At 36.3% G+C, this 14,346-nt stretch carries 15 protein-coding genes, 1 tRNA gene and 1 other annotated feature; of the genes, 5 read left to right on the plus strand and 11 right to left on the minus strand.

The genetic code is table 11. The annotated features are described in order from the left end of the window. Nucleotides 1–48 precede the first annotated feature (48 nt). From nusB to H3R25_RS03565, 9 genes are all read right to left on the minus strand, one after another. Nucleotides 49–447, minus strand: a complete 399-nt coding sequence (nusB, locus tag H3R25_RS03525; RefSeq protein WP_046307173.1) for a transcription antitermination factor NusB — start codon at nt 445–447, stop codon at nt 49–51. Further along, nucleotides 425–883, minus strand: a complete 459-nt coding sequence (locus H3R25_RS03530) for an Asp23/Gls24 family envelope stress response protein (RefSeq protein WP_046307175.1) — start codon at nt 881–883, stop codon at nt 425–427. Before H3R25_RS03530 ends, nusB begins: the two co-directional genes overlap by 23 nt. 18 nt (nt 884–901) lie before the next feature. Then, nucleotides 902–1,471 (minus strand): elongation factor P, encoded by a 570-nt coding sequence (efp, locus tag H3R25_RS03535; RefSeq protein ID WP_046307177.1) that lies wholly within the window; start codon nt 1,469–1,471, stop codon nt 902–904. A 71-nt stretch (nt 1,472–1,542) separates the two neighbouring features. Next, the gene (locus H3R25_RS03540; RefSeq protein ID WP_074425124.1) at nt 1,543–2,652 is read right to left on the minus strand and encodes a Xaa-Pro peptidase family protein; all 1,110 of its coding nucleotides are present in this window, start codon (nt 2,650–2,652) and stop codon (nt 1,543–1,545) included. 127 nt (nt 2,653–2,779) lie between these two features. Further along, entirely contained in the window at nt 2,780–3,073 is a 294-nt protein-coding gene (gene rpmA, locus H3R25_RS03545) for a 50S ribosomal protein L27 (RefSeq protein WP_046307181.1), read from the minus strand. Nucleotides 3,074–3,086: 13 nt separating this feature from the next. Beyond that, nucleotides 3,087–3,401 carry a 50S ribosomal protein L21 gene (rplU, locus tag H3R25_RS03550; RefSeq protein WP_046307185.1) on the minus strand — a complete coding sequence of 105 codons (315 nt, stop codon included), beginning with the start codon at nt 3,399–3,401 and terminating at the stop codon, nt 3,087–3,089. A 14-nt stretch (nt 3,402–3,415) separates the two neighbouring features. Continuing rightward, nucleotides 3,416–3,493, minus strand: a sequence feature (ribosomal protein L21 leader region). Nucleotides 3,494–3,569: 76 nt separating this feature from the next. Continuing rightward, nucleotides 3,570–4,409, minus strand: coding sequence for a YitT family protein (locus H3R25_RS03555; RefSeq protein ID WP_109715612.1), 840 nt, complete (start codon nt 4,407–4,409; stop codon nt 3,570–3,572). Nucleotides 4,410–4,525: 116 nt separating this feature from the next. Further along, nucleotides 4,526–5,854 carry a DUF2325 domain-containing protein gene (locus tag H3R25_RS03560; RefSeq protein ID WP_198194313.1) on the minus strand — a complete coding sequence of 443 codons (1,329 nt, stop codon included), beginning with the start codon at nt 5,852–5,854 and terminating at the stop codon, nt 4,526–4,528. Nucleotides 5,855–5,944: 90 nt separating this feature from the next. Then, the gene (locus H3R25_RS03565) at nt 5,945–7,675 is read right to left on the minus strand and encodes a DUF2207 domain-containing protein (RefSeq protein WP_198194314.1); all 1,731 of its coding nucleotides are present in this window, start codon (nt 7,673–7,675) and stop codon (nt 5,945–5,947) included. A 247-nt stretch (nt 7,676–7,922) separates the two neighbouring features. On the opposite strand from H3R25_RS03565, the gene H3R25_RS03570 reads away from it, so the two are divergent. Then, nucleotides 7,923–7,996 (plus strand) — tRNA-Arg (locus tag H3R25_RS03570). Nucleotides 7,997–8,115: 119 nt separating this feature from the next. Here H3R25_RS03570 and H3R25_RS03575 read toward each other — a convergent pair. Next, nucleotides 8,116–8,601: a hypothetical protein gene (locus tag H3R25_RS03575; protein ID WP_074425117.1), complete on the minus strand. Its 486-nt coding sequence runs from the start codon at nt 8,599–8,601 to the stop codon at nt 8,116–8,118. Between the two features lie 430 nt (nt 8,602–9,031). Here H3R25_RS03575 and H3R25_RS03580 point away from each other — a divergent pair, with 430 nt between their 5' ends. The 4 genes from H3R25_RS03580 (at nt 9,032) to H3R25_RS03595 (ending at nt 13,304) form a co-directional block, all read left to right on the plus strand. Beyond that, the gene (locus H3R25_RS03580; protein ID WP_074425115.1) at nt 9,032–10,069 is read left to right on the plus strand and encodes a PTS sugar transporter subunit IIC; all 1,038 of its coding nucleotides are present in this window, start codon (nt 9,032–9,034) and stop codon (nt 10,067–10,069) included. A gap of 81 nt (nt 10,070–10,150) precedes the next feature. Beyond that, nucleotides 10,151–10,507, plus strand: coding sequence for an arsenate reductase family protein (locus tag H3R25_RS03585; RefSeq protein ID WP_198194315.1), 357 nt, complete (start codon nt 10,151–10,153; stop codon nt 10,505–10,507). A 96-nt stretch (nt 10,508–10,603) separates the two neighbouring features. Then, entirely contained in the window at nt 10,604–13,000 is a 2,397-nt protein-coding gene (locus H3R25_RS03590) for a Xaa-Pro dipeptidyl-peptidase (protein WP_198194316.1), read from the plus strand. Between the two features lies 1 nt (nt 13,001). Further along, nucleotides 13,002–13,304, plus strand: a complete 303-nt coding sequence (locus tag H3R25_RS03595) for a hypothetical protein (protein WP_109715618.1) — start codon at nt 13,002–13,004, stop codon at nt 13,302–13,304. Between the two features lie 733 nt (nt 13,305–14,037). On the opposite strand, the gene H3R25_RS03600 is transcribed toward H3R25_RS03595, so the two are convergent. After that, the gene (locus tag H3R25_RS03600; RefSeq protein ID WP_109715619.1) at nt 14,038–14,331 is read right to left on the minus strand and encodes a hypothetical protein; all 294 of its coding nucleotides are present in this window, start codon (nt 14,329–14,331) and stop codon (nt 14,038–14,040) included. Between the last annotated feature and the right edge of the window lie 15 nt (nt 14,332–14,346).

The following is a 14,346-nucleotide window of genomic DNA, read 5'->3' on the forward strand; positions in this document are numbered from 1 at the left end:
GTTTATTCCTTTTTTAAAAAAATAGCCGGCTATCAAGCCGACTATTAATTATTTTTGGATGAAATTTGCCAAAATACCGTTAATAAACGGTTTAGTTTTTGGATCTGCAAACTCATCACATAAGTTCAAAGCTTCATTGACCGCTGCTTTAGGCTCAATTTCATCGCTATATTTAATTTCAAATAGAGCTATTTCTAAAATAGCCAGCGAAATTTGGTCAATTCGATCAATACGCCAGTTTTTCTTCAGATAAGAAGCAAGCTGACCTTTTAGCTCGTCCCGCTTTTCAATCACACCTTCAATTAAAGTCTTTGAATAAGCAGAAAGTTCTTTTAAATCAAGCATTGCAACGGTTTTCGCCTCAACTTCAGCAGGTGTATACTTTAAATCTTGATTAGCTAAATATACAGCCTGCATTGCAACTCTACGACTCTCGTGTTGATTCATTTTTATCCTTTTCATCAATGTCAGAGAAAAGTTGAGAGGTACCACTATCATCCTGCTCTTCTTCCTCTGGGAATACTAGACCGATTACATGGACATTAATTTCCTTGAGAGTCAGATCAGTCATTTGAAGCACTTGCTGTCTTAATGACTTTTGAAGATCCTTTGCGATTTTTGGCACATTACAGCCAGCTTCAAGACCAACGTAGACGTCAGCAATTAAGTCACCATCTTCGTTTACTCTAATTTCGACACCGCGACGTAAATCTTCGCGACCTAAAACCCAGTTAATTCCAGATCTGACATTGCCATGCATTTCAGCCACACCGTCAACTTTTTCGGCAGCAATGCCCATAATAACTTCAAGAACACTAGGATCTATTTCAATTTCTTCACCGTTATTTTTATCATCTAAGACAATTTTTGAACTATCTGCCATTTTGTTTACCTCAAAAAACTATTTATTTGCGCGAGATACGTATGTGCCATCAACAGTATTGATAATTAATACATCGCCTTCATTAATAAAGAATGGCACGTTGACTACTAAACCTGTCTCCATTGTAGCAGGTTTACCACCACCTGAAGAAGTATCACCCTTAATATTTGGTTCAGTTTTTGAAACCGCTAATTCAACCGTGTTAGGTAATTGAATTCCTAATGTCTTACCATCATGCATAATTACACTAACATCCATGTTTTCCTTTAAATACTTAGCTTCATCAGTAATTTGTTCATTTGGAATTGCTAACTGATCATAAGTAGTTGTATCCATGAAAACATAATTTGAACCATCGTTATAAAGGTATTGCATACCCTTTGTTTGGATTTCCGCAGTTTCAACTTTAGCAGTGGAACGGAATGTATATTCTTGAACTGCACCAGTGTTTAAGCTCTTTAACTTGGAACGAACAAAGGCACTACCTTTACCAGGTTTAACATGTTGGAACTCAACGATGCGCCATAAGTCATTATTGTACTTGATGGTCAAACCATTTTTAAACTCGTTAACTGAAATCATTGTCATATTAAGAACCTCATCTCCATAATAATATCTTACCAATTAACACGTGATTTTACTATAAATAATCTCTAACTTTATAAAGAAATTAACTCATCCTTAGGTAAAGTAGATAAAGTCTCTGGCGAATTGTCGTGAACAAGAATATCATCTTCAATTCTAACCCCACCTTTATTAGGAAGGTAAATTCCGGGCTCGACAGTATGAACCATATTATTTACCAATTCTTGCTTACCAAATGGTAACGCCGGTTGACAGAGTTCGTGAATTTCTAAGCCGATTCCGTGCCCAATGCCATGACCGAAGTACTGACCATAGCCTTGTTCAGTGATATAGTCGCGGGCAGCATGGTCAACATCACTACCTTGATTGCCTACCACTGCTGCTTCGATACCACGTCTTTGAGCTTCATGAACAATCTCATAAATTTTTTGCATTTCTTGATCAACTTTACCAACTGCTACAGTCCGCGTAATGTCAGCTGCGTAACCATTATAAAAGGCACCAAAGTCAATTACAACCATGTCGCCATCTTCAATTACTTTATCGCTTGCAACTCCGTGTGCCCAAGCTGAACGCACGCCAGAAGCAATAATTGTATCAAAGCTCGGGCCATCGCCTCCATTAACTTTAAAGAGGTAATCAAGTTTGGCACCAATATTACGCTCAATTGCCCCTGGCTTTACTAAAGGTAGAATTTCATTGAAGCTATCCATTGAAATATTAATCGCACGACGGAGCATCTCAATTTCCAGCGGATCTTTAACGTTTCTAACTCGTTCAACTAATTCTTCACAAAGTTCAAAATCAATTTCTGGATTAAGCTCTTGCAAAGTAAATAATTCAGTTGCTGAAACAAATTCCCCTTCAACCAAGACTTTTTTCAGATTAGCCTTTTTTAACTGATCAGATATTTCTTGATCTTGGTTGCCATGCTTCATAATAACAGTCATTTCACCAGGAGCCTGAGCCTTTATTTGGCCCGCAAAACGCGAATCTGATAGTAAAATCCGATCACCTGCAGCTGTCAAAATCAACTGTGCTTCTTCACCAGTAAAATTAGTCAAATAACGATAGTTAGCTTGATTAAAAATGAGTATAGCATCTGCATTTTTTTCTTTTATTAAATTAGCTACTTCTGTAATACGCCTATTTAGTAGACTTAATAATTCATTTTTTTCAGCCATCTTTTTTCTCCTATGTAAAGTTTGACTATATTTTACTGCTAAAAACTATTTATAGATCATAACGTATTTTTTAACACAGAAAAAGACGAGAAGCACATGCTTTTCGTCTTCTTAATTAAGAACTAAATTACTTAGCTTCTTCTTCAACTGGGATAACAGAAACTTGCTTTCTGTATTTATCCTTACGTTCAAACTTAACTACACCATTTACTAATGCAAATAATGTGTCATCTCCACCTTGACCAACGTTCTTGCCAGGGTGAATCTTAGTACCACGTTGACGATAGATAATCGTACCTGCGTGAATTGTTTGACCGTCTGCAGCCTTAGCGCCTAAACGACGACCAGCTGAATCACGACCGTTAGCAGTAGAACCTCCACCCTTGTGGTGGGCAAATAATTTAAGATTTAAAATATTCATAATTGTTTCACCTCTAGTTTAATTCAATTTTTTCAATTGTAACCTTAGTATAAGGTTGACGGTGACCATATTTTGAATGTGAGTGCTTCTTAGGCTTGTACTTGAAAGTAACAACTTTCTTTTCCTTACCTTGCTTCTCAACCTTAGCAACAACCTTGGCGCCATCAACTAAAGGTGCACCAACCTTAACGTTATTGCCGTCAGAAGTTAAGATTACTTCGTCAAAAGTAACTTCCTTACCTTCTTCAACGTCAAGCTTTTCAACAAAAACACTATCGCCTTCAGCAACTTTGTATTGCTTTCCGCCGGTTTTAATAATTGCGTACATTTACTGCCCTCCAAAAATTTACTTAGACTCGCCAATTGAGGTGTTTCTTGATAGAAAACTTCTAACCACAAAATGTGCGGTTGCAGATGTGAAGGTCTCCACAAATACAACTCCTATATAGTACTACTTCAAACAAAAATTGGCAATAAAAATCCAACTAATTGAGCCTTAAATTTGCCACTTTCCACCGTGAACTTTTGCTACATTTTCTGTCACGATGAAGGCTTCATTATCAATTTCACGTATTTTTGCTACTAATTGACCATATTCGTTTGTGTCAACTACAATTACCAGCTGCTGTTTGTCTTTATCGGTGTAACCACCAACAACGTTGAAAACTGTTAGACCTTCATAGTCATTTTGTAGCATATCACGAACCTGATCCAACTTTGTATTACTCATGATTCTAACCTGGTATTTCTTATCAAAACCAGTTTCTGTATACCGCATTGTAATTGTTGTAATTACCTGCGAAAAAGCAGCAAGTAAGAATGCTTCCGTTCCATCAACAAAGAGATTTAAGACAATTATAGTCATATCAATTGCCATCAGTGACATAGCAGGATCGATATAAAAGTACTTTTTGATAATAAGTGGTGGAATAGTTGTTCCTCCAGATGAGGCATTGATGCGGTAAAGCATTGATACCCCGATTCCCATTAGAACACCACCATAAATTACTGCCAGCATATTGTTAGTAGTTAGTTTCATGCTTGGCGTGATTGCCATTAAAATTGGCAGCAACATACTACCGAGAGCCACTTTTTTCAAAGTTTCTTTGCCAAGAAAAATGACTGCTAGAATGAGCATGATTAAATTGACAATAAAAACTGTTATTGAGCGATTAATGCCCCATACGGCGTCTACAAGAATTGAAATTCCCGTTGATCCTCCTGCGGCTACATTAATTGGTGCATAGAAGAAGTTAATTGCAATTGTTATAATCTCAAGTCCAGCCAAGAAAAATAACCAATATTGCCATGTGTGTTTGTGCTTTATGTTTTTCATCTCATCTTCCTTCCATAAAAAGTGTTATTTAATATAATACAAGAAAATAACTAATATACGCAAGAAATAAGTCTTTTTGCCTCCTAAATTATCAAAAACTTATAGATTTAATTGATCTAGTTATCTGCTTTTTCATATTGAATACTTTGATTACCCTCATATGCTGGTAACCCTTTGGCAGCACGATATAGCGCACGCTCAAATGATTGGTAACCCTTACTTGAACTAACGGCGAACTTGACATTATATTTACTTGCAAATTCACTGATGTTCCAAGCACTATCATGAGCAGCAAATGCTGTCACCAAAATAACCAAGTCTAAATCTTTTATTTGATTCTCAATAACTTTTTTCTTTCCCTGAAAGGCATCTACTGGAATCGGAATTCCATTATAACGAGTTACGATTCCCTCTAATAAAGCTTCGTTTTGATTATCTCCTACCGCAATACCAACTCTTTGGTAATGAAGATCTAAAGCTAATTTTGGTAACTCAGTTGCCTGCGTTTCAACTTTATCTTTCTTTTTCTTAACATGAGTCGCCGACTGTGGCTGTTCAAGCTGGTAAACCCAGCGAATTTGAATAGCGTCAGCCGGACTTTTCTTTAGCCTAACATCCCCGTCATACCATGCTAAATCAACAATTGAGCCATCAACCAATTGAATATTATCATCCCAGTATTTGCTTGAATCTATTGGGAGTAAAACTGCCTTGCCTCGAATACGTAGTTTTTGCCCCTGAGCATTACGGCTGATTGACAAATGACCTGGTCTCCCTTGTACAACAGCGTACTTAAAGGTAGAAATAGTATCAACTTCCATTTTTGATAACTTGCGAAAGCCAACAATACGTAAAATTTCTGCTTCATAATGTGGATTATTTTCTTCTGGTAAAGCTTCGACAATATCACCACTTTTTAAATTCAAAGAGTGAATTTGCGATTCCTTCATCGTATAAACGATTCTATTACCATCATCGACTAAATCACAACCAGATAAAAGCCTAACAACTGTATAACGCTTACCTTTTCGATAATCCTTTTTTGGTTTTTCTTTTTTCTCAAGCGCCTGCTCAAAGATCTTTTGATTAACTTGTTCATTCGAAGTCTTAGACAAATTAACATTCTTTTTAAGATCAATCAGATTATCCCTGAATTTTTTGTCAACTTGTGGTGTCATTGTCAGTTTTTGAATCGCCGATAAAGCTGTGTTTTTTGCCTGAACATCTCCTGGTGTCCGTATCAATTTAGTGAGACTGGTCAAAAGCATATTTACTTGATTTAAATCAAGTTCAATCGAACTTTTCCTTTTTTCTTTTGGTATTGCTTGATCACCATCTGTCATGCCTAAAATCAACTTAATTGCTGCTAGACCATTTCGTAAGCTTTTCTCATCGCCAGTAGTCTGATTTAAAATTCTTTTTATATTATTCCGGTAATCAAACATTTTAATCTCCAACTTTTTTCTAATCTCTATCTTTAATAGTATAGCAAACAAAAAAAGCCTAGCATAACAACTAGACCTTTAATGAAATTTCTAAAATGCTCCACCACCGGAACCGCCGCCAAAGCCGCCCGATGAACCGGAACCAAATGAACCACTTGAAACGCTACTTGAACCAGCGGCAATTCCGTTTTTAAAGCAGGTATTGAAGTTTTCAGCAAAACTATTTTTACCACTATTAGCCAGAAAACCATAGAAGAATAAATCACTATTATTTAACTCATCCTGGTTAAATTCAATTTTAAGTTCTTTCATGACCTTCTTAGCTAGGCCAAAAGAAACTGCATAAGGTAAAATATCTTCCCACAAGATTAAATCGCCAACTTCTTTCATATTGAAACGACCAATGTCTTTCAACATCTTCTTAAAGCTACGTACCTTGTCAACTTCAAGTGCACCCTTCTTGGAATACAAATTGATCTGGTTTTTATCCCTGTACATACCTATAGTACCAATGACAAAAAGTAGTCCTGCAACAATAATAATTGGCCAGATATACTTGCGGGTAAATAACACGGCAAGACCAGCTGCAACCAAACTCGCAATCCTCAAACCAAGAATTATCCTGTTACTACGCTTCTTCTTTAACAATAACTCCTCAGGCATATATTGATCTTTATCTGCTGAATAGAATTGATCATCAGCCCAGTCATCAAAACTGCGTCCCAACTTTTTACCACGTGCTTTTTTCAATTCTTTTGTAGTAAAACTTGTTCCATCACCAATTTCATTAAAAAGCATCCACATAAGGGTACTTTCGTGTGCAACATTCTCATCGATTAAAGAAATACGATAATAGGTTGTCTTTAGCTTACTCTTGTAATCTTCAATTTTAATTTTCTTATGAATAGCAAGCTCCATTAAGTAAGCCGTAAAAGCCTTACTATCAGGAACTTTAGCAGTGTCAAGAACTTGAGCAATCACTGGATTGGCATCAGGTATTTCATAATCGTGACTTAACTCACTAATCTTTTTAGGCTTATAGCCTATCTTCTGTGTGGTAAAGCCTTTAAAAATAGAGAGGATTCCCGTCACAACACTGACTAAAACAAGAACTAGACTAATCATCAAGTTTTTCTTTTGTTTGGCGTTACTTTGCGCTGCTAATTTCTTTTCTTGTTTAAGAACAGCCTGCTTATGATTGACATTTTTTACATTTTTATTTTTAGGCGTTACGCTTAATGGAAAAATGGTATGGACTTCAATTCCTGTATGACCACCCAAATTATCAGCAGTCATGATAATTTTGCCGTCTTGAGGATCCACTTCAAGCTTACCATCAAGTGGGCCATGGGCCCAAGCCTTCAAGTCCTTAACTGGGCCTGGAAAAATCACACTCGCTTTAACTTTTTTTAACCTTGTATCCCAGCCATTACCAATAATCATAAAGTTTAATTCAGCAATATCGCGATAATTAGTAATTGCATTGGTAATTTGGTAGGCGTAAGTTACAGTAAAATGTTCATGCTTTTCTCTAACAACATGAGGCACTATCATCTCATAGCCGTGTTCACTTTTACGAAGCGTAAAATCGGTCGAATTGAGCGTTGGTGCATCATTGGCCTTGGTCGTTATCTTGACATGCTTAATCTTTTGATTAGGCTCAAGATTTTGACGATAAAAAACGCCGTTAGCAGTTGATTGAAATTCATAATCAATTCTGCGTTTTATCGTTAATGAGCCATCCGGATTTACTTTAGAAGTAACCTGGTTGTTTTGAATATCATATTTAACCTCAACTTCTGCCTTCGCTTTTTGCGGCATAGCAAAACAAAATAGCAAAACACTTATAAGAGGAAGTATTTTTAACAGCTTTCTTCTCATACTTTTTCTACCTTTTCCTTAGTTTATTGGTTTAATTATACAGATTATTACTATATAAAACACTACCCTATATAAATTTATTTAAAGTACAACAATTATTATGGAAGATTTGAAAATTAGTGGTTGCAATTAGACATCTTTTTTTCTATAATAGTTACTGTTCTTGCGCGGCAAGCGTAAATTCGATGGTCTGGTAGCTCAGCTGGATAGAGCAACGGTCTTCTAAACCGTGGGTCGTGAGTTCGAATCTCACCCGGATCATTTTAGAAGCCACCTTTACAATTTGTAAGGGTGGTTTTTTCGTAAACCAGAATGACTACTAGCAAAAAGGGCCTCAACTTTAAGTTGAGGCCCTTTTGATTTGTAAATCACTTAATAACTTAATTGTCTTTGAGTTTTGAAATCAGATTTTCTTGACGCTTAGGATTAATACGGTAGTATGCCGAAGAAATACCTAAGAAAGTTAAAATGACTGTACCGACAATTAGCCAGAGGACACTTTCAATGTGAAGCTCGCCTAAGAACTCATATAAAGATGAGACCATCTTAAGCCAACCACCAAGTGACACAAAGTACCAAGCCGTAGCTTTGTCAATAAAACTCATTGCAGTTCTCAAATCTGATTCATTCTTGATAATGTCACCTAAAATTTTCACTGCACGTTTTTTCTCAAGATAAATCTTAACTATTGGTGCAATCCAATAAAGTGGTGAGATTTTCGGTTGTGATTTACTAGACTGATTAAATTCGGTCAAAAACCACTTATAATCATAAAGCTCCATCAATCCCTGATATAAAGGAAAAGAAAAGAGCAACCAGTCACCCAAAAAGCTAATAAAATTAATAAACGTAGATATTTTAATCACTTCTCCTTTTTCTCAAACCTGATTATGGAAAATCCATAATGCAATTACTGAATATTTTAGTTCAACAAAGGTGTCCTTAACAAGTATTAAATAGTTTATTTTTTAGGAATTATTTTCTATTTATGATTAGTACTTAATATCTACACTAAATATTTTATTTTTAATTTTGCTTGCTTTTTAAAATTTAGTTTAGTATGATATTGATTAAATATTTATGAGAGGTACGGATTATTATGACAAACATAAAAACTAATCTAACACCAGTTAAATATTATTTTTGGTACTTTAGTGAATGATCTGAGTGCCTAATTTGTATTGTCTTAGACACACAGTTCAAATAAAATGCTGTGTGTCGTAGCTTAAGTACTTCTTCTCGAGTAATGCTCACACAGCGATTGACTGTGTGAGTTTTTTATTTCGGGAGAAAAGAATGAAAATTTTAAAAAGAATTACCTTAGATACGCTTAATGGCCTATCCACAGGAATAGTAGTTGCGTTAATTCCAGGCGCTTTAGTTAGTCAATTAATTAAAGTACTCTTACCCATGTTTCCTCAACTAGGATTCATCCTTACCTTTACTACTTTTGCTTCTTCACTTCTACCTGCAATTAGTGCCGTTTGTGTTGGTATGACTGGTAAGTTGACCCCTATCCAAACTTCATCCATTGCACTTGCAGCTACTGCTGCAGCTGGTAACTTTACGATTCAAAACGGTAAAGTTGTGGTAATCGGCAGCGGCGACGTAATTAATGTCGCAGTCACGATCATGGTTGCCTACGCATTAGTCCTGTTTTTAGGTAAAAAGTTAAAGGCATACACAATTTTACTTGTCCCCCTAATTGTTTTGGTAGTTGCAGGTGGAATTGGAAGTCTCACCAGAATTCCAATAAGTGCATTTACGAGAATAATTGGTTTAGGAATTGAACATCTAACATCACTGCAACCAATTCTAATGGGAACACTGATGGGAATTGTTTTTGCAATCCTTGTCGTTTCACCTATTTCATCTGTCGGCATCGCAACTGCAATTAGTATTCACGGTATCGCGGCTGGTTCTGCCAATTTGGGAATTACTGCTGCAGCTTTTGCCCTAGCAATTTTTGGTTGGAAAGTAAATTCATTCGGTACCTCAATTGCGCATTTTTTGGGTTCACCAAAAATGCAGATGGCAAACCTACTTACTCAACCTAAGCTATTGATTCCACTTGCAGTTAACGCTGGAATTATGGGTGCTTTAGGCGCAATCTTTGGAATTGTTGGTAATCCAATGAGTGCTGGATTCGGTTTCTCCGGTTTGATCGGACCAGTTGCTGCTATGACCGGCCGACAAGCTAATTTTGCTAACATTGCTTTAATTACAATCCTCTTTTTCATTTTACCGATTGCACTTGGAATTATTGCCAACTACTTATTATCGGTTAAAACCCACTTTTTCACTGGCAAAGATTTCGAATTAGATTTTGAATAAAAATGACTTAGCCTATATATTTTCTATTTAATTAATCACTGCTATAATAAGTGCCAAGATGATTAAGAAAAGGAAATAATAATGATTAATTTTTATGGTTATAAACGTTGTTCAACTTCTAGAAGTGCACAAAAATGGCTTCAAGATCATAATGTTGACTTCACTTTTCAAGATTTAGTTGAGCAACCTCCTCGAAAAGAAGATCTTGTTAAGTGGATGACAATGCACCAAGATCGAGGGCTAAAACATTTCTTTAATACTCATGGTCAAGACTACCGCAAGTTGAACTTAAAAGAGCGCGTTCCAGAAATGTCAATTGAAGAGGCTGCCGATATGATGTCGAAGAACGGTAAACTAATTAAACGCCCACTAGTTGTTGAGGGTGAAAAACTAACTTGTGGCTTTAAAGAAGATTTATATAAAAAAACTTGGCTGTAAAAACGGATGTAAAAATCCGTTTTTTATTTATCCTCTTTTTAAACTTTCGTAACATCTCAAGAACAGGTAAAATAAGAAAATAATAAGGAGGACAAGATGAAATATAACCAGTATGCATATGTTGAAACAAAATTAGAAACGCAAGTTAAAGAACTACTACAAATTAAATTTTTGCCTGCTAACTATCAGGATCTATCTTTTGCGCAACTATTAGCCGAAATGGTAGAAAATTGTCGGGCCGAAGTTCAGCCAAATGATGAAAACGCTCGTGCTACAAAACTAAATGAAATTGCTGTTTCACCTACACAAACCTTGGCAGCTTTCTTGGATACAAAACCAGAAGAAATTTTATTGATTGAATTTTACAATATCGCTTTACAGTTATTGGACTACCGTGTTCATTATGACTACGACCTAAATGATCCCTGCAAGACAATGAAAAAGCAAGCTTTGACAATGGTCGACAGTATTAGTAATAAAGAAGAACTAATTAGTGCCTTTTACCGATTACTAAATACGCGTACCAAAAACGGTCAGCTGCTAATCGATGTAATGGCTGGCAAAGGCTATTTTTATAACCGTAAAAATGAATTGCCTACTAACCAGTTTGTCTTCTTGAACGGTAAAAGCTTACCAGTATTTGACACTAGCAAAGTAATTCGAGAAGTTGTTTATGTTGAAAGTGATCTAGATACTGATGGCGACGGCCAATCTGACTTACTTCAAGCAACTATTTTTCGTCCTTTCGAAAGTGAAAAAATGCCTGTTCCAGCCTTGTATACAGCTAGTCCCTACTTTGGTGGAATTATTGACAACGAAAAACGTAACCATAATGTTGACGAAAATCTGACGGATGCTACTGAATGGACAAATCCACAGTACGAGCCATCTGCTGTAGTCAAAGCGAGAAAACCTAGTGATGAAAATACTTCTTCTGCAACTGAAATGGCTGTCGGCAAATCTTCTTATACCCTAAATGAATATTTGTTAGCTCGCGGCTTTGCCAGTGTTTTTGCTGGTGCAATCGGTACACGAGGAAGTGACGGTCTGCGAATCACAGGTGCCCCAGAAGAAACTGAGAGTGCCAAAGAAATTATTGAATGGCTTCATGGAGACAGAATTGCCTATACCGACCGCTCGCGAAAACATGAGATTAAAGCAGATTGGTGCAACCATAATATTGGAATGACCGGTCGCTCATATTTAGGGACTTTACAAATTGCAATCGCAACGACTGGTGTTGCCGGATTAAAGACAGTTGTCTCTGAAGCTGCTATATCTTCTTGGTATGACTACTACCGTGAACACGGCCTTGTAATCGCTCCTGAAGATTGTCAAGGTGAAGACTTAGATTTATTAGCAGAAACTTGTCAATCTAACTTACTGGATTCAGGTGACTACATTAAGATTAAGCCTAAATATGATGAAATGCAGGCTAGTCTACTAGAAAAAGAAGACCGTAAAACGGGCCAATATTCTGATTACTGGGAAAATAGAAATTACCGTCATCATACAGATAAAATCAATTGCTCTTGGATTAGCGTTCATGGCCTAAATGACTGGAACGTCAAGCCGAAAAATGTCTATAAAATTTGGCAAAAAGTAAAAGACTTACCGGTTGAGCACCACTTATTTTTACACCAAGGACCTCATTATAATATGAATAACTTGGTATCAATTGATTTCACTGATTTAATGAATTTATGGTTTGTTCACGAATTATTGGGTATCGAAAATAATGCCTACAATCAATGGCCAACTGTCATGATTCAAGACAATCTCGAGGCCGATATCTGGCACGATGAAGAGGACTGGAGCAATGACGTTGGTCAAAAAGTAGTTTACTACCCAACTGACGATGCCGAATTGCAAAAAGATGGTAACGGCAAAAAGAAGCTTGCTTTTCTTGATTTAGGTGGTAAAGATTTTAAAGCAGCTAAAATTTCTGAAAGTGCTTGGCAAGATAAATTTATTGCTGGTGATGAAAAATGGGCTAAGCCTAGTCTTCGCTTTACAACAGATGAGTTTATTCACCCAGTAACTATTGTTGGACGTCCTGAAGTAAAATTACATGTTTCATCTAGTCTTAACAAAGGCCAAATTTCTGTTGCTCTAGTGGAACTTGGTGACCGTAAGCGTCTAACTGCAGTACCAAAATTCCTGATGCGTGATGGCCAAGAACTTGGTTTTCGTTTTGGAACAGATACATTGCAAGAATTTGTTCCTGATAAGCTATCTCATGCTAAATTAATAACTAAGGCTCACATGAATCTACAGAATTATGCGGACATGCAAAAACCTGCAGCAATTGAGCCCGGAGAATTCTATGATTTGAGCTTTGAATTACAACCTACTTACTATAAAGTTCCAGTAGGCAGCAAACTATGCTTAATTATCTATTCAACTGACCAAGGCATGACCAAACGACCACTTGAAGAAACAACTTATACGATTGATCTCGCAAAAACAGAAATCAAATTTAACGAAAAATAAAATGGACGAAAAAAAGCAAGAAGATTTAATACTTGTTATAAAAACAAGTATTAAAAATGATTTTGAATATAAAATTGAAAAATCATATAAAAATAGCGTTTTTATTGTTGTGTATTCTACTGAAAGTCTCTCTACTATTTTACATTTATGTGGAACGCTTGGTGCCTTCTTTAATTATGGTAAGGCAGAAGAAGTCGATGAAATTCATGCTTTTGAATATGAAGTTTCAATAACTGATTATGGACTTGATCTTTCAGAGGTTGCAAGATTGACACGTGAATATATAGATCCTAATGATATTTGATAAGACCCATCTATCACTAAAGTAAAAGAAGGCACTTTAAAGTGCCTTCTTTTATTTGCTTAGAGCAGTTGAAAAAGTGACAAAAAGCTCATGCCTTATCGGTTTCAAATAAAACAATAGAAAAAAATTACCACCGTCAAAAACAACCTTAAATTTTTTAAGTTTCATTTCAATAGAGTACACACATCAATGATCTGTGATAAACCGCACTAAAGCTGCGTTTAATCGAGTCAGTCTTAATCAGACCCTGAGTACCGCGATAGCTGTTGTATTTGTGCCAGCGTTTACTGACTATGTCAAATAATTTCATTTTGTTATTAGGCACTGCACCTTTTTATGATTGATTAATAAACCGTGACGTCTAAGCTATACAGTAATGCGGCGATAGCCATAGTGGTGCTTGTATTCTTCATAAATGGCTTTAATTCAGCCATTATTTCTTAATTATTCCGATCTTTGTCCTTCTTCTTTAAAGCGCGTAGTAGTAATTACTACGAGAAAGACGGGGCGGATTCAAGTTGGCATTAATGGCATCAAGAATAAAAGTTACACTGACCTTAAGCTCGCTTCTTAGTTGGGTGACTGCCAGGGCTATTTCCGAGGCTTGCGGTTCTTGGTCCGCTGGTCGATTAAGACGCTAAATTTTTTATAAATTCGTTCTCGATTTTCAGCTTTAAGTTCTGCTGGCGTAAGCGGTTGTCCTCTCTACTTGTTAACGATATTATATCCATTTTCACGGTATTCGCGCAGTCAATTGGACAACATGCCATAACTTTTCTAGTGCTACGTAATAAAGGGGCTCATGGTTAACTACGATTCGCTTGAGAGCCTGCTCCTTAAAATTACTTGTATAAGTAGTGAACGGCTGGTTTAAAATAGCTAGACCGTGACGGTCAATTAAAGCCAACAAGTAACTAATATTAGATTTGCCAACCCGATAACGCTGACTTAACTCAATAGAACCGATTTGATAATCATGCCAAAGATGATAGATTTCAATTTTATCTTGTTTAGATAATTTAGACATAAAAATAACCCCCAA

It is taken from the genome of Lactobacillus sp. M0390 (assembly GCF_016102085.1).
Taxonomy (GTDB): Bacteria; Bacillota; Bacilli; order Lactobacillales; family Lactobacillaceae; genus Lactobacillus; species Lactobacillus apis.